Below are 22,117 nucleotides of genomic sequence, written 5' to 3'. Positions count from 1 at the left end.
GCGAGCGACACCTGAGCACTGAGGAGAGGATGTCCGTGGCGGGCGTGACCCCGAGGATCCTGCGACCGGAGCATCCCGCACCGAGGCCCCTCACCGGCCTCGTGGAGGCGTTCGAGCTCGAGGAGCGCGACGACCTCGACGGCGTCGAGGTGACGGGCATCACGATCGACTCCTCCGACGTGCAGCCCGGCGACATCTTCGCGGCGCTGCCGGGCGCGCACCGGCACGGCGCCGAGTTCGCCGCCGGTGCTGTCGAGCGCGGCGCGGTCGCCGTGGTCACCGACCCCGCCGGCGCCGGCCTCGTCGAGGCCGACGTGCCGGTGATCGTCGTCGACGACCCGCGCGCCGCGCTCGGCGAGATCGCGGCGTGGGTGTACCGCACCGAGGAGCAGCCCCCGAAGCTCTTCGGCATCACGGGCACCAACGGCAAGACCTCCACCTCCTTCATGCTCGAGGGGCTGCTCGCCGACCTCGGCTTCGTCACGGGCCTGTCGACCACGGCCGAGCGGCACGTGGGCGACCTCGTCGTCACCTCGAAGCTCACGACGCCCGAGGCGAGCGAGCTGCACGCGCTGCTCGCCCGGATGCGCGAGGCGGGCGTGCGCGCCGCCGTGCTCGAGGTGAGCGCGCAGGCGCTCGAGCGGCACCGCGTCGACGGCGTGCGCTTCGACGTCGTCGCGTTCACGAACCTCAGCCACGACCACCTCGACGACTACGGCTCCATGGAGGCGTACTTCGACGTGAAGCTCGAGCTCTTCACGCCCGACCGCGCCGAGCGCGGTGTCGTGTGCGTCGACGGCGACTGGGGCGTGCGCGTCGCCGAGCGCAGCCGCATCCCCGTCACGACGCTCTCGAGCGATCCGCAGCGCCAGGCCGACTGGCACGTCGACATCTGGGAGGAGACGCCGACCTCGACGTCGTTCACCCTCACGGGCATCGACGGCGGCGCGATCGAGGTGCAGGTGCCGTTCATCGGGCGCCACATGGCGGTCGACGCGGCCATCGCGATCCTCATGCTCGTCGAGGCGGGCTTCGAGCTCGAAGCGATCGCCGAGGTGATCGACCGCGGCATGCGCAGCACGCTGCCCGGCCGCATCGAGCGGGTCTCCGGCGACGAGGGCCCCGCCGTGTTCGTCGACTACGGCCACAGCCCCGACGCGTTCGCGCAGACGCTCGAGGCGCTCCGCCGCGTCACCGAGGGCCGGCTCATCATGCTCTTCGGCGCCGACGGCGACCGCGACGCCACGAAGCGCGCCGACATGGGCCGCATCGCCGCCGAGCTCGCCGACGCCGTCGTGGTGACCGACTTCAACCCCCGCACCGAGGACCCGGCGGCCATCCGCGCGCAGGTGCTGGAGGGCGCCCGCGCGGCGGCCGGCGGCAAGCCCGTCATCGAGTCGTCGCCCGAGGAGGCCGCGATCCGCGCCGCGCTCGAGCTCGCCGGCCCTGGCGACACCGTGCTGTGGGCCGGCCCGGGCGACGCCGACTACCGCGACGTCGCGGGCGTCCGCGAGTCGTTCGTCGCGCGCGACGAGGCGCGCCGCGCGCTCCAGGAGGCCGGCTGGCCGGTGCGCGACGACCTCGCGCGGCGGGAGCAGCACTGATGCTCCGGATGCGCGCGAGCGAGATCGCACAGGCCGTGGGCGGCGTGCTCCACGGCGACGACGCGGTCGTCACCGGCTCCGTCGAGACCGACTCCCGCCTCGTCACGCCCGGCGGCGCGTTCTTCGCGATGCCGGGAGAGGTCACCGACGGGCACCGCTTCGTCGATGCCGCGATCGCGGCTGGCGCGGCGCTCATCGTCGCCGAGCGGCCGCTCGAGCAGGACGTGCCGCACGTCGTCGTCGTCGACGGGGTCGTCGCGCTCGGCGCGCTCGCCGCGGAGGTCATCCGCCGCGTGCGGGCGGCGGGCGAGCTGACCGTCATCGGCGTCACGGGCTCCAACGGCAAGACGACGACCAAGAACATGCTGCAGGCGATCCTCGAGGAGCACGGCCCGACCGTCAGCCCCGTCAAGTCGTTCAACAACGAGGTCGGCGCGCCGATGACGATGCTCCGCATCGACGAGGCGACCCGCTTCCTCGTGCTCGAGATGGGCGCGAGCGTCGAGGGCGACATCGCGCGCCTCACGGCCATGGCGCATCCCGACCTCGGCGTCGTCCTCAAGGTCGGCCTCGCCCACGCGGGCGAGTTCGGCGGCGTCGAGGCCACGACCCGGGCGAAGACCGAGATGGTGCAGGACCTCGCCGAGCACCACGTCGCCGTGCTGAACCGCGACGACGAGCGGGTGCGCGGCATGGCCGCGGCGACCCGCGCCCGCATCGCCTGGTTCGGCACCGAGCCCGGCCCGGCCGACGAGCCGACGACGCTCTGGGCGAGCGACGTCGAGTCGACGCTCGAGGGCACGCTCGCGACGATCCATCGGGGCGGCGAGTCGTGGCCGCTGCGCCTGCGCATCCTCGGCGAGCACCACGTCATGAACGCGCTCGCCGCGCTCACGGTGGCCGACGCGCTCGGCCTCGACCTCGAGCGCGCGATCGCCGCGCTCGGCACGATGCCCCGCGCGGAGCGCTGGCGCATGGAGCTGCTCGAGCCCGGCGGCGGCATCACCGTCATCAACGACGCCTACAACGCGAGCCCCGACTCGATGGCCGCGGCCCTCCGATCGCTCGCGCACATGACGAGGCAGGCAGCTCGCCGCTCGGTCGCGGTGCTCGGCGAGATGGGCGAGCTCGGGCCGCTGTCGGCCGAGGAGCACGACCGCGTCGGCAGGCTCGCCGTGCGGGTGCGCATCGACCGGCTCGTCGTCGTCGGCATCGGCGCGAAGGCCATCCACGACGCCGCCGAGCTCGAGTCGTCGTTCGGCCAGGACACCGTCTGGGTGGAGGATGCGGAGCAGGCGGAGGCGCTGCTGCGCTCGAGCCTCGAGCCCGGCGACGTCGTGCTCGTCAAGTCGTCGCTGTCGGCGGGCCTCAAGGACCTCGGCGACCGGATCGGGGGCGTCTGATGCTCGTGCTGCTGGCCTCGGCCGCGATCGCCCTGCTGGTGTCGCTCCTCGCGACGCCGCTGTTCGTGCGCGGCTTCACGCGCATCGGCTGGGGCCAGTTCATCCGCGACGACGGCCCGCAGACGCACCACGTCAAGCGCGGCACGCCCACGATGGGCGGCCTCATCTTCATCGTGGCGACGCTCGTCGGCTACTTCGGCGGCAAGCTCATCGGACAGGACCCGCCGACCTGGCCGGTGCTGCTCGTGCTGCTGCTCATCGTCGGCATGGGCGCCGTCGGCTTCGTCGACGACTTCCTCAAGATCTCGAACCAGCGCTCGCTCGGCCTCGGCGGCTGGGCGAAGGTCGCCGGCCAGCTCGTCGTGTCGGTGCTCTTCTCGGTGCTCGCGATCACCGTGCCCGCTGGCCCCGACGGCCGGCCCGTCGTCGACGTCACAATCTCGGGCGTGCGCGACATCCCGTGGCTCGACCTCGCGCCGTGGGGAGCGGTCGGCGGCATCCTCTTCGTGCTCTGGATCACGATCATCAACGTCTCGGCGGCCAACGCCGTCAACGTGACCGACGGCCTCGACGGCCTCGCCACGGGCTCGACGATCGTCGCGATGGTCGGCTACGCCTTCATCGCGTTCTGGCAGTCCAACCAGTCGTGCCGGCCCGGCGGCTCCGCCGAGGAGAACCTGTACCGCTGCTACGAGATCGCGGCGCCCCTCGACCTCGCGACGCTCGCGGCGACGCTGTGCGGCGCGCTCATCGGGTTCCTCTGGTGGAACACGAGCCCCGCACAGATCTTCATGGGCGACGTCGGCTCGCTCGCGCTCGGCGGCGCGCTCGCGGGCCTCGCGGTCATGACCGACACGCACCTGCTGCTGCTGCTCATCGCGGGCCTGCCGATCATCGTCACCGGCTCCGTCATCGTGCAGCGCGCCTACTTCAAGGCCACCGGCGGCAAGCGCGTGTTCCTCATGACGCCGCTGCACCACCACTTCGAGCTCAAGGGATGGGCCGAGGTCACGATCGTCGTGCGCTTCTGGATCATCGCGGGGCTCTTCGTGGCCGCGGGTGTCGGCCTCTTCTACTTCGAGTGGACGATCCACGGCTGATGCGCGACCTCGACTCCCTCACCTCCTGGCGCAGCGACTGGTCGGGCCTGCGCGTCGCGGTGCTCGGCCTCGGCGTCACCGGCTTCGCCGCCGTCGACACGCTCGCCGAGCTCGGCGCATCCGTCACCGCCGTCGCCGAGCGCGTCGACGACGAGCGCCGCACGATCCTCGGCGTCCTGGGCGTGCCGATCGTCGACGCGACGGCCGCTGAGGTGCCCGAGGCGCTCGCCGAGGCCGAGCTCGTGATCGCGTCGCCGGGCCTCCGCCCCGACCACCCGTGGCTCGTCGCCGCCGCCGAGCGGGGCATCCCCGTGTGGGGCGACATCGAGCTCGCCTGGCGCGTTCGCGACAAGGTGCGCGCGGCCGAGTGGATCCTCGTCACGGGCACGAACGGCAAGACCACCACGACGCAGCTCACCGCGCACATGCTGCGCGAGGCGGGCTTCCGGGTCGCGCCGGTGGGCAACATCGGCACGCCCGTGCTCGACGCCGTGCGCGACCCCGAGGGCTTCGACGCGCTCGTCGTCGAGCTCTCGAGCTTCCAGCTGCACGGGCTCGCCGAGGAGGGGCCCGGTGCCCTGTGGCCGCACTCGGCGGCGTGCCTCAACATCGACGACGACCACCTCGACTGGCACGGGTCGGCCGAGGCGTACCGCGCGGCCAAGGCGAAGGTGTACCGGAACGCGCGGGTCGCGGCCGTCTACAACGTCGAGGACCCGGCGACGATGGCGATGGTCGAGGAGGCCGACGTCGTCGAGGGCTGCCGCGCGATCGGCTTCGGCCTCGGCGTGCCCGGGCGCAGCGACCTCGGCATCGTCGACGGCGTGCTCGTCGACCGCGCGTTCCTCGACGACCGGCACCGGCAGGCGCTCGAGCTCGGCACGCTCGACGACCTCGTGCCCGGCGGCCTGCGCTCGCCGCACATGGCGCGCAACGTGCTCGCGGCGGCGGCGCTCGCGCGCGCCTTCGGCGCCGAGCCCGCCCACGTGCGGGACGCCATCCGCTCCTTCCGCCTCGACCGGCACCGCACCGAGCTCGTCGCCGAGGTCGACGGGGTGCGCTGGGTCGACGACTCGAAGGCCACCAACCCGCACGCGGCCGAGGGCTCGCTCAGCGCCTTCGACCGGGTCGTGTGGATCGTGGGCGGCCTGTTCAAGGGCGCAGACGTCGCGCCGCTCGTCGAGCGGCACGCGGGTCGCATCGTCGCCGCCGTCGCGATCGGCGTCGAGCGCGCACCGGTGCGGGAGGCGTTCGCGCGACACGCGCCGGGCATCCCGCTCGTGGAGGTCTCGACGGCGGACACTGGAGCCGTGATGCGGCTGGCCGTCGAGGCGGCCGCAGCGCACGCCGCGCCCGGCGTCACGGTCCTGCTGGCGCCGGCGGCCGCATCCATGGACCAGTTCGACGACTACGCAGACCGCGGCGACCGCTTCGCCGAGGCGGTGCGGGGGAGGGGAGCCCATGGCGACGACGACCGCGGCCCCCGCGCGCACGACTGACGGCGCCGCCTCCAGGATGGGCCGACGCGCGCTCGTGCGCGTGCGCTCGATGTTCGGCGCGCCGACCCTCAACGCGGCGCTGCTGCTCGGCACCACGCTCTTCCTGGTCGCGTTCGGCCTCATCATGGTGCTCTCGTCCTCATCGGTCGAGAGCTACGTGGCGGGCGGCTCGTTCTTCACCGACTTCGCCAAGCAGGGCGCTTTCGCCGCCGTCGGCATCGTGCTGATGCTGCTCGCCGCGCGCATGCCCGCGCACGTGTGGCAGCGCGTCGCGTGGCTCGGCATCATGCTCGGCATCGCGCTGCAGGTGCTCGTGTTCACGCCGCTCGGCTTCGGCGCGAACGGCAACCGCAACTGGATCGGCGTCGGCGGCTTCTCGCTGCAGCCGTCCGAGTTCGTGAAGGTTGCGCTGTGCGTGTGGCTCGCGATGATCATGACGCGCAAGCAGCGCCACGTGACGAGCTTCTGGCACGCGTGGATCCCGGCCGGGCCGGTCGCCGGCCTCTCGATCGGCCTCGTGCTGCTCGGCAGCGACCTCGGCACCGTGGTGATCATGACGATGCTCTCGTTCGGCGCGCTGTGGTTCGCCGGCGTGCGCTGGTGGCACCTGCTGCTGCCGGCCGCCGGGCTCGCGCTGCTCGCGGTGCCGGTCGTGCTCTCGAGCCCCTCGCGCGTGCGCCGCATCACCGCGTTCGTGCAGGGCTGCACCGACGCCGACTACTACTCGGGCTGCTGGCAGCAGCTGCACGGCACGTGGGCGCTGTCGGCCGGCGGCCTCTTCGGCGTCGGGCTCGGCAACTCGCGCGCCAAGTGGTCGTGGCTGCCCGAGGCCGACAACGACTACATCTTCGCGATCATCGGCGAGGAGCTGGGCCTGCTCGGCGCCGTCGTCGTGCTCGCGCTCTTCGCGCTGCTGGCCTGGACGATGCTGCGCATCGTGCGGCACGCCCGCCTGCAGATGACTCGCGTCGTCACCGGCGCCGCGATGGTGTGGCTCACGGGCCAGGCGATCGTCAACATCGGCGTCGTGCTCGGGCTCCTGCCCGTGCTCGGCGTGCCGCTGCCCTTCATCTCCTCGGGCGGCTCGCAGCTCATCGCCGCGCTCCTCATCGTCGGCGTCGTGCTGTCGCTCGAGCGCGTCGACAACCCGATCGTGCGGGGCGAGCGCCCCGCGCCCGCGCCGACGCCCGCGCCGGCTCCGGCGGAGGGCTGACCGTGCGCGTCCTGCTCGCCGGCGGCGGCACCGCCGGCCACGTCAACCCGCTGCTCGCGACCGCGCAGCGGCTGCGCGAGCGCGACCCCGGCGTCGAGCTGACGGTGCTCGGCACCCGCGAGGGCCTCGAGCGCGAGCTCGTGCCGCGCGCGGGGCTCGAGCTCGTCACGATCGAGAAGCTGCCGTTCCCGCGCCGCCCCGACGCCGCGGCGCTGCGCTTCCCCGCCCGCTGGCGCCGCGCGGTGCGCGATGTGCGGGCGCTGCTGCGCGAGCGCCGCATCGACGTCGTCGTCGGCTTCGGCGGGTACGCCGCGGCGCCCGCCTACCGCGCGGCCCGGCTCGAGGGCATCCCGATCGCCATCCACGAGGCGAACGCGAAGCCCGGCATGGCCAACGTGCTCGGCGCCCGCTGGACGCCCTTCGTCGGCCTCTCGTACCGCCCGACCACCCTCGCGGGCGAGGTCGTCGGCATGCCGCTGCGCCCCGAGATCACCGGGCTCGACCGGGTCGCGCTGCGCGACGAGGCGGTGCGCGAGCTGGGCCTCGACCCCGAGCGCCCGACGCTCCTCGTCACCGGCGGCTCGCAGGGCGCGCGCTCCATCAACCGCACGATCGTCGCCACGGCCGCCGACATCGTCGCCGCCGGCTGGCAGATCCTGCACCTCTCGGGCGGCAGGCAGACCGACTTCGAGCCCGCCGACGTGCCCCACTACGTCGCGATCGAGTACCTCGACCGCATGCACCTCGCGCTCGCCGCCGCCGACCTCGTCGTGTGCCGCGCGGGCAGCCTGACGGTGTCGGAGCTCATGGCCGTGGGCCTCCCCGCGGTGTACGTGCCGCTGCCCTACGGCAACGGCGAGCAGGGCATGAACGCCGCCGACCAGGTCGCGGCCGGGGGAGCGCTGCTGGTCGACGACCGCGAGTTCACGGCAGAATGGGTGCGCGCGCGGCTCGTGCCGCTGCTGGAGGACGCCGATCGGCTCGCCGAGATGGCCTCCGCCAGCGCGGGCGCCGGCGCGACCGACGGCAGCGACCGCATGAGCGACCTCATCGAGCGGGCCGCAGCCACGAGGAGGAAGCCGTGATCGAACCCGATCTCACCCAGCCCATCCCCGAGCAGATCGAGCGGGTGCACTTCATCGGCATCGGCGGCTCGGGCATGTCGGGCATCGCGCACATGATGCTCGACGCCGGGCTCGCGGTCTCCGGCTCCGACCGCAGCGGCTCCGCCGCCGTCGACCGGCTCGTCGAGCGCGGCGCCCGCGTCGCGATCGGCCACGACGCCGCCAACCTGCCCGACGAGGTCGACGCGGTCGTCGTCACGAGCGCGCTCTGGCCCGACAACCCCGAGCTCGTCGCGGCCCGCGAGCGCGGCGTGCCCGTGCTCCACCGCTCCCAGGCGCTCCACGTGCTCGCGCGCGGCAAGCGGGTCGTGGCCGTCGCGGGCGCCCACGGCAAGACGACGACGACGGGCATGCTCGTCGTCGGGCTGCACGGCCTCGGCATCGACGCATCCTTCGTCAACGGCGGCGTCATCGCCGGCCTCGACGCCTCGAGCGGCCACGGCAGCTCCGACGCGTTCGTGCTCGAGGCGGATGAGTCGGACGGCTCGTTCCTGCTCTACGACGTGGCCGTCGCCCTCATCACGAACGTCGACACCGACCACCTCGACCACTACGGCACCCCCGAGGCCTTCGACGCGGCGTTCGCCGAGTTCGCGAGCCGCGCGAGCGAGGCCGTCGTCATCTCGGCCGACGACCCCGGCGCGCAGCGCGTGCGGGCGCGCGTCCACCACGACCGCGTCGTCACGTTCGGCGAGGCCGCCGACGCCGACGTGCGCATCGTCGACATCCGGGTCGGGGCGAGCGCCGCCGCGACCGTCGAGATCGCCGGCGAGCGCTTCGACGTCGAGGTGGGCGTGCCCGGCAGGCACAACGCCGTGAACGCGGTGGGGGCGCTCGCGACCCTCGTCGCGATGGGCGTCGCGCCCGTCGACGGCGCGCACGCGCTGGCAGGCTTCCGCGGCACCGGGCGCCGGTTCGAGCTGCACGGCGAGCGACGCGGCGTGCGCGTGTTCGACGACTACGCGCACCACCCCGCCGAGGTCGACGCCGCGCTGTCGGCGGCGCGCACCGTGATCGGCGACGGCCGCATCATCGCCATCCACCAGCCGCACCTGTACACCCGCACGCGCGACATGGCGGGCGACTTCGCCGCCGTCTACGAGCGGGTCGCCGACCACACCGTCGTGCTCGACGTCTACGGCGCCCGCGAGGACCCGATCCCCGGCGTCACCGGCGCGCTCGTCGCCGAGCGCTTCCAGGACGACGCCGACGTCGACTACCTGCCCGACTGGCAGCAGGCAGCGGCGCGGGCGGCGGAGCTCGCGCGCGAGGGCGACATCATCGTCACGCTCTCGTGCGGCGACGTCTACCGCATCATCCCGCAGGTGCTCGCGGCGCTGGAGGAGGGCGACGGGTCGTGAGGCGGCCCGACGGCTTCGACCGCCGCACGGACGAGCCGGTCGAGGCGCCCGCCGACGCGGACGACGCGGCCGGAGGCTCGAGCCTCGAGGCGCTGCGCCGTCGCCGCGACGCCGCGCTCCGCGCCATCGCGGCGCACGAGACGGCGGCGACGCCCCGCCGCTCGGTCGAGCGGGAGCGCGAGCCGGAGCGCGAGCCGAGGCGCTGGGCTCTGAGCGCCTACGCCGACCTCGACGACGGCGCCGATGCGGCGCCGGCGACGGACGGGCCGGAGCCCGCGCCCCTCCCCGACGAGGAGCGCGGCTCGCTCGCCCAGCGCGTCGACCGCGCGTGGCGCGAGGCGCAGCGCGAGCAGCGCCGCCTCGACCGCGAGGAGGCCCGCGAGACCCGCCGCGAGGCCAAGGAGGCCAAGCGCGCCCGCGTGCGGCGGGAGCGCGCCGAGGTGCGCCGCTTCACCGCCGCCCGGCGGAGCCAGGTGCGCGCCGCGCTCCTCACCGGCGGCGGGCTCGCGCTCGCGCTGCTCCTGCTCGTCGGGCTCGTGTGGTCGCCGCTCATGGCCGTGCGCGAGGTGCGCGTGCAGGGCGTCGAGCGGCTCGACGCCGCGGTCGTGCAGGAGGCCCTCGGCGACGCGATGGGGGAGCCCATCGCGACCGTCACCGAGGAGGGCGTCGCGCAGCGGCTCTCGACGATCCCCCAGATCGAGTCGTTCCGGGTGGATGTCGTGCCGCCGTCGACCGTGATCGTGCACGTCGTCGAGCGGCGCCCGGTCGCCATCGTGCCCACCGCATCCGGGGAGGCCGTCATCGACGCCGCGGGCGTCGCGCTCGGGCCGGTCGACGAGTCGACCGCGATGCTGCCGAGGCTCGACGGCGTCGAGCTGGGCAGCGCCGAGTTCGAGGCGATCGCGGCCATGCTCGTCGCGGTGCCGACGTCGGTGCTCGAGGCGACGGCGACCATCAGCGCCCCGACCGAGTCGGACATCCGCCTCTCGCTCACGAGCGGCCAGACCGTGCTGTGGGGCGGCGCCGACGAGAGCCGGCTCAAGGCCGACGTGGTCGCGGCGCTGCTCGCGACGCAGGATCCGGCGGTCGCCGTCGTGCTCGACGTCCGGGCCCCCGAGCACTCCGTCGTGCGCGGCTCCTGAGCCCCGCGAACCTGACGAATCCTTTTCTTGACGGATCCGGCGGCGACACACCGAGTCGCTCCCGACCCGCGCACCCCCGCGGACGTACCGTCGAACTCGTCAGCATGAAGTGAGGAATTCTCTAAACTTCAACTAGAGGTTGAGAGTTCGATCGAGGGGCCGGAACCGTGACTTCCAACAACAACTACCTCGCCGTCATCAAGGTGGTCGGCGTGGGCGGCGGCGGCGTGAACGCCGTGAACCGCATGATCGACCTCGGCCTGCGAGGCGTCGAGTTCATCGCCATCAACACCGACGCGCAGGCGCTGCTGCTCAGCGACGCCGACGTCAAGCTCGACGTCGGCCGCGAGCTGACCAAGGGCCTCGGCGCGGGCGCCGACCCCGAGGTCGGCCGCCGCGCCGCCGAGGACCACGCGGAGGAGATCGAGGAGGCGCTCGCGGGCGCCGACATGGTCTTCGTCACCGCGGGCGAGGGCGGCGGCACCGGCACGGGCGGCGCGCCCGTGGTGGCGCGCATCGCCAAGAGCCTCGGTGCGCTCACCGTCGGCGTCGTGACCAAGCCGTTCTCGTTCGAGGGCCGTCGCCGCCAGGCGCAGGCCGAGACGGGCGTCGAGGCGCTCAAGAACGAGGTCGACACGCTCATCGTCGTGCCGAACGACCGGCTGCTCGAGATCTCCGACATGGGCATCTCGATGGTCGAGGCGTTCGAGACCGCCGACCAGGTGCTGCTCGCGGGCGTCCAGGGCATCACCGACCTCATCACCACCCCGGGCCTCATCAACGTCGACTTCGCCGACGTGAAGTCGGTCATGCAGGGCGCGGGCTCCGCGCTCATGGGCATCGGCTCGTCGCGCGGCGCGGACCGCGCGATCAAGGCCGCGGAGCTCGCCGTCGCGAGCCCGCTGCTCGAGGCGAAGATCGACGGAGCGCACGGCGTGCTGCTGTCGATCCAGGCCGGCAGCAACCTCGGCATCCACGAGACCTACGACGCCGCCAAGCTCGTGCAGGAGGCGGTGCACCCCGAGGCGAACATCATCTTCGGCACGGTCATCGACGACACGCTCGGCGACGAGGTGCGCGTGACGGTCATCGCCGCGGGCTTCGACGGCACCGGCCCGATCGCGAAGGTCGACGACTCCGTCATCCGCACGGCGTCGCGCACCGAGATGGGCCTGCGGCAGTCGACGCCGAGCGCCCCGGCGTCCGACGCCCACGAGGCGCCCGAGCGCCGCCCCGTCCCGGCGCCCCCGGTCGCCGACCACCTCACCGGCCCTGTCCAGCCGCTGACCCAGGTGGACGAGGAGGAGGACGAGTTCCTCCCCGACTTCCTGCGCTGACACGCATGGCAGACGCCCCCGCCGCGCGCCTGGCCGCCTTCCTCGAGCAGCTCGAGGGGGCGCGCCGGGCGCGCGGCGTCACGCTGATCGTCGTCACGAAGCGGCATCCGGCCTCGCTCGTGCGCGAGCTCGCGGCGGCGGGGCAGCGCGACTTCGGCGAGAGCCGGCACCCCGAGTCGCGCGACAAGGCGGCGGCGCTCGCCGACCTCGACCTCACCTGGCACTTCGTGGGCCAGCTGCAGCGCAACAAGGCGCGGCAGGTCGCCCGCTACGCCGACGTGCTGCACTCGATCGACGCGCCCGAGCTCGTGGAGGCGCTCGAGGGCGGCGAGCCCGGCGACGGGCGCCCCGTGCGCGACGCGCTCGTGCAGGTCAACCTCTCCGACGACCCCGCCCGCGGGGGCGTCGCCCCCGACGGCCTCGACGCGCTCGCCGAGCGCGTCGCCGCGTCGCCGGCGCTGCGGCTGCGGGGCGTGATGGCGGTCGCGCCGCTCGGCGAGGAGCCCGCCGCCGCGTTCGAGCGGCTCGCCCGCCTCGCCGAGCGCGTGCGCGCCGTCGACCCCGCCGCCGAGTGGATCTCGGCGGGCATGAGCGGCGACTGGCGCGAGGCGCTCGAGCACGGCGCGACACACCTGCGGATCGGCACCGCAATCACGGGAAACCGCCCGCTCGGCGGATAGCGTGAACCAGGCCACGAGGAGGATCCCATGAGCAACGCACTGAAGAAGGCGGCGATCTACTTCGGCTTCGCCGAGGAGGATGAGCTGACCCAGGAGGTCCGCCCGATCGAGCGGACCGAGGAGCACGACCGTGCACACACGCACCAGCCGCGCGAGCGCGTCGAGGAGCCGCGCCGCGCTCCCGTCACGAAGCTCCGCGCAGCGCAGAAGGTGAGCGACATGAGCGAGATCCTCACGGTGCACCCGCGCCAGTACAAGGACGCCAAGGCCATCGCTGAGGCGTTCCGCGACGGCACGCCGGTGATCATCAACCTGTCGCAGATGACCGACGGCGACGCGCGCCGGCTGATCGACTTCTCGGCGGGCCTCACGCAGGGACTCGAGGGCCGCATCGAGCGCGTGACGACCAAGGTCTACCTGCTGACGCCCGAGCACATCGCCGTCTCCGGCGGCCGCTCGGTCGACGAGGACGCGGACTCCGCCGTCTTCGCGCACTGAGCCCCGTCAGCTCAGTGCCGATCGTCTCGATCCTCGCCTGGATCGTCCACACCGCAGCGCTGCTCGCGTTCTACGTCTTCTGGGCGCGGATCATCCTCGACTTCGTGCGGCAGCTCCGGCGCGACTGGAAGCCCTCCGGCTTCTGGCTCGTGCTGTCGGTGTGGATCCTGCGGGTGACCGACCCGCCGCTGCGCTGGGTGCGCCGGTTCGTGAAGCCGGTGCGCGTCGGCGGCGCGATGCTCGACCTCGCGATGCTCGTGCTGCTCCTCGGGCTCATCCTGCTCATGACCGTGGTCGGCCCCTTCCGGGCGCTCAGCGCCTGAGGTGCCGCGCGGGCGCGGCGGGCTAGGATCGTCAGCACGCCGTCCGCGACGGGTACAGTGAATCTGCGCTGCGCGCCCGATCGGGCGCGGCAGCCGACGAAGAAAGGCACGACATGGCACTGACTCCTGACGACGTCGTCCACAAGCGCTTCGAGACGACGCGCTTCCGCGACGGCTACGACCAGGATGAGGTCGACGACTTCCTCGACGAGGTGGTCACCGAGCTTCGTCGACTCACCGAGGAGAACGACGCCCTCCGCGCCGAGAACGAGCAGCTGAAGCAGGGCGGCGCCGTCGCAGCGCCCGCCGCCGCGACCGCCGAGGCCGCCGAGCCCGTCGAGCACCCCGACGCCGCCGAGCTCGAGCAGCTCCGCGTCGAGAACGAGCGCCTCAAGGAGCAGCTCGCCGAGCGCGAGGCCGAGCCGGCCCCCGTCGCCGAGGTGCCGCAGGACGACGTGGTCACCGAGCCGCAGGCCGCGGAGCCGCAGCCCGAGGGCGCCGCGCCCGCCGTCTCGAACGCCGATGGCCTGCTGGCGCTCGCGCAGCGCGTCCACGACGAGCACGTCGCCGCGGGCGAGGCCCGCCGCGACGAGCTGATCGCCGCCGCCGAGGCCACCGCGCAGCAGATCGAGGACGACGCCGAGCAGCGCAAGTCGGTGCTCAACCAGGAGTTCGACGACGAGAAGAAGAAGCTCGACGAGCAGAAGGCTGCCCTCGAGCAGAAGATCGACGAGCTCAAGAGCTTCGAGCGCGACTACCGCCTCAAGCTGCGCGGCTACATCGAGAGCCAGCTGCGCGACCTCGACCGCTCGTCCTCGCTCGCCTTCGGCGGCCAGAGCGGCAGCTGATCGCGCACTCTGTGGCAGACGACTCGACTGCGGTCCGGAGCACGACGGCCTGGCGGATGCTGGGCCTCGTGCTCGGGACCGCAGTCGTCGTCTGGGTGGCCGACTTCCTCTCGAAGGAGTGGGTCATCGCCGAGATGGCCGAGGGGGAGCGCCGGGCAGTGCTCGGCGAGCTGCTCCAGTGGCACTTCGTGCGGAACCCCGGTGCGGCGTTCTCGCTCGCGGCCGGCTCCACCTGGATCTTCACGATCCTCGCCGGTGTCGTGGTGGTGTTCATCGCCACCCAGCTGCGTCGCATCCGCTCGCCCCTCTGGGCGGCCGCGTTCGGCGGCCTGCTCGGCGGCACGGTCGGCAACCTCACCGATCGGCTGACGCGCGAGCCCGGCTTCTTCGTCGGCCACGTCATCGACTTCATCCAGGTCTGGGGCTTCCCGGCGATCTTCAACATCGCCGACATCTTCATCGTGTCGTCGATGATCGGCGTGGTGCTGCTCGTGCTCGCCAACATCGGCCTCGACGGCGTGCGCCGCACCGACGAGCCGAAGGCGGACGCGCGCGAGGGCGACCCCGACGCCACGCAGCCGCTCGACCCCGACGACCGCTGATGGAGGAGCGCTTCCTGCAGGTGCCGCCCGGCCTCGACGGCACGCGCGCCGACGCGGGCCTCGCCAAGCTGCTGGGGCTCTCGCGCACCGCGGTCGTCACCATGCTCGACGACGGCGGGGCGCAGCAGGACGGCGCGACGCTCGGGAAGTCCGACCGCCTGCGCGCCGACGCGTGGCTCGACCTGCGCTGGCAGCCTCGCGAGGCGCCCCGGATCGTCGCGACGCCCGTGCCCGACCTCGGCATCGTGCACGACGACGCCGACATCGTCGTCGTCGACAAGCCCGCCGGCGTCGCCGCGCACCCGAGCGCGGGCTGGCAGGGCCCGACGGTCGTCGGCGCGCTGGCGGCGGCGGGCTTCCAGATCGCCACCTCCGGCGCCGCCGAGCGGCAGGGCGTCGTGCACCGGCTCGACGCCGGCACGAGCGGCCTGATGGTGGTCGCGAAGAGCGAGCGCGCCTACAGCGAACTGAAGGCCGCCTTCCACGACCGCGAGGTCGAGAAGGTCTACCACGCGGCGGTGCAGGGGCACCCCGACCCGCTGTCGGGCACGATCGACGCGCCGATCGGCCGCCACCCGGGCAGCGAGTGGAAGTTCGCGGTGGTCTCGAGCGGCAAGCACGCGATCACCCACTACGAGACGCTCGAGGCGTTCCGCGGCGGCAGCCTGCTCGAGGTGCACCTCGAGACGGGGCGCACGCACCAGATCCGCGTCCACATGGCCGCCCGGCGCCACCCCTGCATCGGCGACACCATGTACGGCGCCGACCCGACGGTCGCCGCCCGGCTCGGTCTCGAGCGGCAGTGGCTGCACGCGAAGCGGCTCGGCTTCCGGCACCCGGGCTCCGGCGAGCAGGTGGTCTTCGAGTCGCCCTACCCGGCCGACCTCGCGCGGGCGCTCGAGATCCTCCGCGAGGACTGATCCTGCCGCCGCGCCCGGCTCGGCGCGTGGGCCCCCGCCCGTAGGATCGAGGGGCCATGGCAGACTCCTTCGCGCACCTCCACGTCCACACCGAGTACTCCATGCTCGACGGCGCAGCTCGCATCACCGAGCTCATGCAGGCCGTGCAGCAGGAGGGCATGCCGGCGGTCGCGATGACCGACCACGGCAACGTGTTCGGCGCCTACGAGTTCTGGCGCGCGGCGAAGGCGCAAGGCGTCAAGCCCATCATCGGCACCGAGGCGTACATCACGCCCGGCACCCACCGCTCCGACAAGACGCGCGTCAAGTGGGGCGGCAGCGACGCCGCGCCCGGCGACGACGTCTCCGGCGGCGGCGCCTACACGCACATGACGCTCCTGGCCGAGAGCAACGAGGGGCTCGCCAACCTCTTCCGCCTCTCCTCCTACGCGTCGATGGAGGGCTTCTACTTCAAGCCGCGCATGGACCGCGAGCTGCTCGAGCGGCACGCGAAGGGCCTCATCGCCACCACCGGCTGCCCCTCCGGCGAGGTGCAGACCCGCTTGCGGCTCGGCCAGTTCGACCTCGCCATGGAGGCCGCCGCGAGCTACCGCGACCTCTTCGGCGCCGAGAGCTACTTCCTCGAGATCATGGACCACGGGCTCGAGATCGAGCGGCGCGTGCGCGACGGGCTGCTCGAGATCGGCAAGCGGCTCGGGCTGCCGCTGCTGGCCACCAACGACCTGCACTACACGCACGCCGCCGACGCGAAGAGCCACGAGGCGCTGCTGTGCGTGCAGTCCGGCTCGACGATGGACGACCCGAACCGCTTCCGGCTCGAGGGCGGCGGCTACTACGTGAAGTCGGCCGCCGAGATGCGCCACCTCTTCCGCGACCTCGACGGCGCGTGCGACAACACGCTGCTCGTCGCCGAGCGCTGCTCGGTCGAGTTCGACGAGTCGGCCAACTACATGCCCCGGTACCCGGTGCCGGAGGGCCACACCGAGGACACCTGGTTCCGCCACGAGGTCGCGGTCGGCCTCGAGCGGCGCTACCCGGGCGGCATCCCCGAGCGCGTGCAGCAGCAGGCGAACTACGAGATGGACGTCATCTCGAACATGGGGTTCCCCGGCTACTTCCTCGTCGTCGCCGACTTCATCAACTGGGCGAAGGACAACGGCATCCGCGTCGGGCCCGGCCGCGGCTCCGGCGCCGGCTCCATGGCCGCCTACGCGATGCGCATCACCGACCTCGACCCGCTCGAGCACGGCCTCATCTTCGAGCGCTTCCTCAACCCCGACCGCGTCTCGATGCCCGACTTCGACATCGACTTCGACGACCGGCGCCGCCCCGAGGTCATCCGCTACGTCACCGAGAAGTACGGCTCGGAGCGCGTCGCCCAGATCGTCACCTACGGCACGATCAAGTCCAAGCAGGCGCTGAAGGACGCATCCCGCGTGCTCGGCTTCCCCTTCGGCATGGGCGAGCGGCTCACGAAGGCGATGCCGCCCGCGGTCATGGGCAAGGACATCCCGCTCTCGGGCATCTTCGACTCGTCGCACGAGCGCTACAAGGAGGCCGGCGACCTCCGCGCGCTCATCGAGACCGACGCCGAGGCGAAGACGGTCTTCGAGACCGCGCGCGGGCTCGAGAACCTCAAACGGCAGTGGGGCGTGCACGCGGCGGGCGTGATCATGTCGTCCGAGCCGCTCATCGACATCATCCCGATCATGAAGCGCGAGCAGGACGGCGCGATCATCACGCAGTTCGACTACCCTGCGTGCGAGGCGCTCGGCCTCATCAAGATGGACTTCCTGGGGCTGCGCAACCTCACGATCGTCTCCGACGCGCTCGACAACATCCGCGCCAACCGCGGCGAGGAGCTCGACCTCGAGACCCTGCCGCTCGACGACCGCGGGGCGTACGAGCTGCTCGGCCGCGGCGACACGCTCGGCGTCTTCCAGCTCGACGGCGGACCGCTGCGCTCGCTGCTGCGCCTCATGAAGCCCGACTCGTTCGGCGACATCTCGGCCGTCATCGCCCTCTACCGGCCCGGCCCCATGGGCGCCGACTCGCACACGAACTACGCGCTGCGCAAGAACGGCCTGCAGCCGATCACGCCCATCCATCCCGAGCTCGAGGAGCCGCTCGCCGACATCCTCGACGAGAGCTACGGCCTTATCATCTACCAGGAGCAGGTGATGGCGGTCGCGCAGAAGGTCGCCGGCTACACGCTCGGCCAGGCCGACATCCTGCGGCGCGCGATGGGCAAGAAGAAGAAGGCCGAGCTCGACAAGCAGTTCGAGGCGTTCTCCGGCGGCATGCGCGAGCGCGGCTACTCGGCCGGCGCCGTCAAGGCGCTGTGGGACATCCTGCTGCCCTTCTCCGACTACGCCTTCAACAAGGCGCACTCCGCCGCCTACGGCGTCATCTCCTACTGGACCGCCTACCTGAAGGCCCACTACCCGGCCGAGTACATGGCCGCGCTGCTCACGAGCGTCGGCGACTCCAAGGACAAGATGGCGATCTACCTGTCGGAGTGCCGGCGGATGGGCATCACGGTGCTGCCGCCCGACGTCAACGAGTCGTCGCTCTACTTCACGGCCGTCGGCGACGACATCCGCTTCGGCCTCGGCGCCGTGCGGAACGTCGGCGAGGGCGTGGTCGACGGCATCATCGCCGCGCGCACGCGCGAGGGCGCCTACACGTCGTTCCACGACTTCCTGAAGAAGGTGCCGCTCGGCGTCGCCAACAAGCGCACCGTCGAGTCGCTCATCAAGTCGGGCGCCTTCGACAGCCAGGGGGCGACGCGGCGCGCGATGCTCGAAATCCACGAGGATGCGGTCGACGCGGCCGTCTCGATCAAGCGCAACGAGGCGAACGGCCAGGTCGACCTCTTCGGCGACATCTTCGACGACCTCGACGCGGTCGCCGACCGGGTGCCCGACCGGCCGGAGTGGGGCAAGCGCGACAAGCTCGCGTTCGAGCGCGAGATGCTCGGCCTCTACGTCTCCGACCACCCGCTCGCGGGCCTCGAGCTCGAGCTCGCGAAGCACGCGACGCATCAGATCCAGGACCTCGCCGAGACCGCCGAGGACGGCGACACCGTCACGCTCGCGGGCCTCATCACGAGCGTCCAGCACCGCGTGGCGCGCAACTCCGGCAACCAGTACGGCATCTTCGCGCTGCAGGACTTCGGCGGCGAGCTCGAGGTGATGGTGCTCGGCAAGTCGTACACGGAGTTCCGCACGAGCCTGCAGCCCGACCAGGTCGTCGTGGTGCGGGGCCGGGTGCGCACGCGCGACGACGGCTTCACGGTGCACGCGAACAGCATCGACACGCCGGATGTGCAGCCGGTCGACGAGACGCGGCCGCTCGAGCTGCGCATCCCGGAGCGGCGCGCGTCGATGACGGTCATGCGCGAGCTGCGCGGCCTGCTCGAGCGGCACTCCGGGCCGACCGACGTGCGCCTGGCGCTCGAGCGGCCCGAGGTCGAGCGGGTGTTCTCGCTGCCGCAGCGGGTGCGCGTCTCGAGCGACCTCTTCGGCGAGATCAAGTCGCTGCTGGGCCCCGCCTCGATCGCCTGACCCGCCCCCCCGCTCGGCGCAGGGGGCGTCGCGCGGAGAGGGGACCGCGGCGCGGCGGGCGCTGCGCGGTCGCCGTACGATGGAGGCCATGCTCCGACGACTCGACCTGACGACGCTGCCCGACGAGCACGAGCTGCGCGCGCTGCTGCCGCGGCCCGCCGTCGACGTCGACCGCGCGCTGCCGGCCGCCCAGGAGCTCATCGCCGACGTGCGCGAGCGCGGCGCCGAGGCCCTGGCCGCGCAGGCCGAGCGCTTCGACGGAGTGCGCCCCGCCGAGCTGCGGGTGCCCGCGGCCGCGCTCCAGGAGGCGCTCGCCGCGCTCGACCCGGCCGTGCGCGCCGCGCTCGAGACGGCGATCGAGCGTGTGCGGATCGGCTCCGCCGCGCAGGTGCCGGCGCCGACCGCCGTCGAGCCCGCCCCGGGCGCCGCGGTCGAGCTGCGCTGGCAGCCCGTCGACCGCGTCGGGCTGTACGTGCCCGGCGGCAAGGCCGTCTACCCGTCGAGCGTCGTCATGAACGTGGTCGCCGCGCAGGCCGCCGGCGTCCGCTCGATCGCCGTCGCGAGCCCCGCGCAGGCCGAGCACGACGGCCTGCCGCACCCGACCATCCTCGCCGCGTGCGCGCTGCTCGGCGTCGACGAGGTCTACGCGATGGGCGGCGCCGGCGCGGTCGGCGCCTTCGCCCACGGCGTGCCCGGCATCGGGCTGGCTCCGGTCGACGTCGTCACGGGCCCCGGCAACGTCTTCGTCGCCGCGGCGAAGCGCGCCGTCGCCGGCAGCGTCCGCGTCGACTCCGAAGCCGGCCCCACCGAGATCCTCGTGATCGCCGACGGCACCGCCGACGCCGAGCTCATCGCCGCCGACCTCGTGAGCCAGGCCGAGCACGACGAGCTCGCGAGCGCCGTGCTCGTCACCGACGACGCCGCGCTCGCCGACCGCGTCGACGAGGCCGTCGCGCGCCGCGCCGCCGCCACGGCGTCGAGCGCCCGCGTCGGCGCCTCGCTCGCGGGCGAGCAGTCGGCGATCGTGCTCGTCGCCGACCTGACCGCCGCCGCGCGGGTGAGCGACGCGTACGCACCCGAGCACCTCGAGATCATGACGGCCGACGACGACGCCGTGCTCGCGCGCATCCGCCATGCCGGTGCGATCTTCCTCGGCGCGCACACGCCGGTCAGCCTCGGCGACTACGCCGCCGGCTCCAACCACGTGCTGCCGACCGGCGGCCAGGCGCGGCGCGTCGCCGGCCTCGGGGCCGCGACGTTCCTCCGCCCCCAGCAGGTCGTGCGCTACGACCGCGCGGCGCTCGCCGCGGTGCGGGCCGACGTGGTCGCGCTCGCCGCCGCCGAGGGCCTGCCCGCGCACGGCGAGGCCATCGAGGCGCGCTTCGAGGCGGGGGAGGCCTGATGCACTGCCCCTTCTGCCGCAACCCCGACTCCCGCGTCGTCGACTCCCGCACGAGCGACGACGGCACCTCCATCCGCCGCCGGCGCCAGTGCACCGAGTGCGGCCGCCGCTTCACCACCACCGAGACGGCGAGCCTGTCGGTCGTGAAGCGCTCCGGCGTGCTCGAGCCGTTCCGCCGCGAGAAGGTCATCGAGGGCGTCCGGAAGGCCGTGCGCGGCCGGCCCGTCACCGACGCCGACCTCGCCGGCGTCGCGCAGGCGGTCGAGGAGACCATACGCGCGACCGGCGCGAGCCAGATCGACGCGAACGAGATCGGCCTCGCGGTGCTGCCGCCGCTGCGCGAGCTCGACGAGGTGGCCTACCTGCGGTTCGCGAGCGTCTACAACGCCTTCGACTCGCTCGACGACTTCGAGGCCGCCATCCGGGCCCTGCGCGAGGATCAGGCGCACGCCGTCGACGCGGAGGAGGAGCGATGACCGCGTACGACCAGCTCTTCCGGCACGGCTTCCGCCACGTCGACCCCGAGCGGGCGCACCACCTCGGCGCGGCCGCCATCCGGGCGATCGGGCTCGCGCACCCCGGTGTGCGCACCGACCCGGCGCTGCGCACCCGCGCCCTCGGCCGCGAGCTGCCGACGCCGTTCGGCATCGCGGCCGGCTTCGACAAGGACGCGACGATGATCGCGGGCCTCGGCGCGCTCGGCTTCGGCCACGTCGAGGTGGGCACGATCACGGCGCGCCCGCAGCCCGGCAACGACCGGCCGCGCCTGTTCCGGCTCGTCGACGACCGAGCCCTCATCAACCGGATGGGCTTCAACAACCAGGGAGCGGCGGTCGCCGCCGAGCGCATCGCCGTCGCCCGCGAGGCGCGCTCGCGCCCCGTGATCGGCGTCAACATCGGCAAGAGCCGCGTGGTCGACGCCGACGACACCGCCGCGGTCGAGCGCGACTACCTGCACTCGGCGCGCCTGCTCGCACCGGTCGCCGACTACTTGGCCGTCAACGTCTCCTCCCCGAACACACCCGGCCTGCGCGGCCTGCAGGAGACGCGCGTGCTCGAGCCGCTGCTCGCGGCGATCCGCGCCGAGGCCGGTGACGTGCCGGTGCTCGTGAAGATCGCGCCCGACCTCGACGACGAGCAGGTCGAGGGCATCGCCGCGCTCGCCGAGCGCCTGGCGCTCGCGGGCGTCATCGCCACGAACACCACGATCCGGCGCGACGGCCTCGTGAGCGATGCGGATGCGGTGGCGCGCGCCGGCGCGGGCGGGCTGTCGGGCCCGCCGGTGGCCGCGAGGTCGCTCGCGGTGCTGCGCCTGCTGCGCGCGACGCTGCCCGAGGCGATCGACGTGATCTCGGTCGGCGGCGTGGAGACGGCCGCGCAGGTGCGCGAGCGGCTCGACGCCGGCGCCGCCCTCGTGCAGGGCTACACCGGCTTCATCTACCGCGGGCCGGGCTGGGCGCGCGAGATCAACGCGGGGCTGCTCGCGACGTAGCGC

General features: G+C 73.3%; 19 protein-coding genes. All 19 read left to right on the top strand.

The window, feature by feature from the left end; all coding sequences use genetic code 11:
* Positions 1-29 precede the first annotated feature (29 nt).
* The 19 genes from J2X49_RS10525 (at position 30) to J2X49_RS10435 (ending at position 22,114) form a co-directional block, all read left to right on the top strand.
* Positions 30-1,604, top strand: coding sequence for a Mur ligase family protein (locus tag J2X49_RS10525; RefSeq protein WP_396131245.1), 1,575 nt, complete (start codon positions 30-32; stop codon positions 1,602-1,604).
* Positions 1,604-3,007 carry a UDP-N-acetylmuramoyl-tripeptide--D-alanyl-D-alanine ligase gene (gene murF / locus J2X49_RS10520; protein ID WP_310125815.1) on the top strand — a complete coding sequence of 468 codons (1,404 nt, stop codon included), beginning with the start codon at positions 1,604-1,606 and terminating at the stop codon, positions 3,005-3,007. Before J2X49_RS10525 ends, murF begins: the two co-directional genes overlap by 1 nt.
* Positions 3,007-4,107, top strand: coding sequence for a phospho-N-acetylmuramoyl-pentapeptide-transferase (mraY, locus tag J2X49_RS10515; RefSeq protein ID WP_310125812.1), 1,101 nt, complete (start codon positions 3,007-3,009; stop codon positions 4,105-4,107). The genes murF and mraY overlap by 1 nt, the downstream gene beginning before the upstream one ends.
* Entirely contained in the window at positions 4,107-5,606 is a 1,500-nt protein-coding gene (gene murD / locus J2X49_RS10510) for a UDP-N-acetylmuramoyl-L-alanine--D-glutamate ligase (protein WP_310125809.1), read from the top strand. The genes mraY and murD overlap by 1 nt, the downstream gene beginning before the upstream one ends.
* A complete protein-coding gene (gene ftsW, locus J2X49_RS10505; protein WP_310125806.1) occupies positions 5,569-6,819 on the top strand; it encodes a putative lipid II flippase FtsW in 1,251 nt (416 codons plus the stop codon). The genes murD and ftsW overlap by 38 nt, the downstream gene beginning before the upstream one ends.
* Positions 6,816-7,904 carry a UDP-N-acetylglucosamine--N-acetylmuramyl-(pentapeptide) pyrophosphoryl-undecaprenol N-acetylglucosamine transferase gene (locus J2X49_RS10500; RefSeq protein ID WP_310126046.1) on the top strand — a complete coding sequence of 363 codons (1,089 nt, stop codon included), beginning with the start codon at positions 6,816-6,818 and terminating at the stop codon, positions 7,902-7,904. Before ftsW ends, J2X49_RS10500 begins: the two co-directional genes overlap by 4 nt.
* A complete protein-coding gene (murC, locus tag J2X49_RS10495) occupies positions 7,901-9,304 on the top strand; it encodes a UDP-N-acetylmuramate--L-alanine ligase (RefSeq protein ID WP_310125803.1) in 1,404 nt (467 codons plus the stop codon). The genes J2X49_RS10500 and murC overlap by 4 nt, the downstream gene beginning before the upstream one ends.
* Entirely contained in the window at positions 9,301-10,446 is a 1,146-nt protein-coding gene (locus J2X49_RS10490; protein ID WP_310125800.1) for an FtsQ-type POTRA domain-containing protein, read from the top strand. Before murC ends, J2X49_RS10490 begins: the two co-directional genes overlap by 4 nt.
* A 167-nt stretch (positions 10,447-10,613) precedes the next feature.
* The gene (ftsZ, locus tag J2X49_RS10485) at positions 10,614-11,783 is read left to right on the top strand and encodes a cell division protein FtsZ (RefSeq protein WP_225792828.1); all 1,170 of its coding nucleotides are present in this window, start codon (positions 10,614-10,616) and stop codon (positions 11,781-11,783) included.
* A gap of 5 nt (positions 11,784-11,788) precedes the next feature.
* On the top strand, positions 11,789-12,463 hold the full coding sequence (locus J2X49_RS10480; protein ID WP_310125796.1) for a YggS family pyridoxal phosphate-dependent enzyme: 675 nt from the start codon (positions 11,789-11,791) through the stop codon (positions 12,461-12,463).
* A 27-nt stretch (positions 12,464-12,490) separates the two neighbouring features.
* The gene (locus J2X49_RS10475; RefSeq protein ID WP_128188512.1) at positions 12,491-12,961 is read left to right on the top strand and encodes a cell division protein SepF; all 471 of its coding nucleotides are present in this window, start codon (positions 12,491-12,493) and stop codon (positions 12,959-12,961) included.
* A 14-nt stretch (positions 12,962-12,975) separates the two neighbouring features.
* On the top strand, positions 12,976-13,284 hold the full coding sequence (locus J2X49_RS10470) for a YggT family protein (RefSeq protein WP_164877036.1): 309 nt from the start codon (positions 12,976-12,978) through the stop codon (positions 13,282-13,284).
* A gap of 113 nt (positions 13,285-13,397) precedes the next feature.
* Positions 13,398-14,132, top strand: a complete 735-nt coding sequence (locus J2X49_RS10465) for a DivIVA domain-containing protein (protein ID WP_310125787.1) — start codon at positions 13,398-13,400, stop codon at positions 14,130-14,132.
* A gap of 68 nt (positions 14,133-14,200) precedes the next feature.
* Positions 14,201-14,734, top strand: coding sequence for a signal peptidase II (gene lspA, locus J2X49_RS10460; RefSeq protein ID WP_310125785.1), 534 nt, complete (start codon positions 14,201-14,203; stop codon positions 14,732-14,734).
* Positions 14,734-15,654, top strand: coding sequence for an RluA family pseudouridine synthase (locus J2X49_RS10455; RefSeq protein WP_310125783.1), 921 nt, complete (start codon positions 14,734-14,736; stop codon positions 15,652-15,654). Before lspA ends, J2X49_RS10455 begins: the two co-directional genes overlap by 1 nt.
* A 56-nt stretch (positions 15,655-15,710) precedes the next feature.
* Positions 15,711-19,220, top strand: coding sequence for a DNA polymerase III subunit alpha (gene dnaE / locus J2X49_RS10450; RefSeq protein ID WP_310125781.1), 3,510 nt, complete (start codon positions 15,711-15,713; stop codon positions 19,218-19,220).
* An 88-nt stretch (positions 19,221-19,308) separates the two neighbouring features.
* Positions 19,309-20,622: a histidinol dehydrogenase gene (hisD, locus tag J2X49_RS10445; protein WP_310125779.1), complete on the top strand. Its 1,314-nt coding sequence runs from the start codon at positions 19,309-19,311 to the stop codon at positions 20,620-20,622.
* Complete coding sequence (gene nrdR / locus J2X49_RS10440) at positions 20,622-21,098, top strand: transcriptional regulator NrdR (RefSeq protein ID WP_146357552.1); 477 nt, start codon at positions 20,622-20,624, stop codon at positions 21,096-21,098. The genes hisD and nrdR overlap by 1 nt, the downstream gene beginning before the upstream one ends.
* The gene (locus J2X49_RS10435) at positions 21,095-22,114 is read left to right on the top strand and encodes a quinone-dependent dihydroorotate dehydrogenase (protein WP_310125774.1); all 1,020 of its coding nucleotides are present in this window, start codon (positions 21,095-21,097) and stop codon (positions 22,112-22,114) included. The genes nrdR and J2X49_RS10435 overlap by 4 nt, the downstream gene beginning before the upstream one ends.
* The last annotated feature ends 3 nt before the right edge of the window (positions 22,115-22,117 follow it).

It is taken from the genome of Agrococcus sp. BE272 (assembly GCF_031457935.1).
In the GTDB taxonomy this organism is placed as follows: Bacteria; Actinomycetota; Actinomycetes; order Actinomycetales; family Microbacteriaceae; genus Agrococcus; species Agrococcus sediminis.
This window is presented reverse-complemented; position numbering and strand designations above follow the sequence as displayed.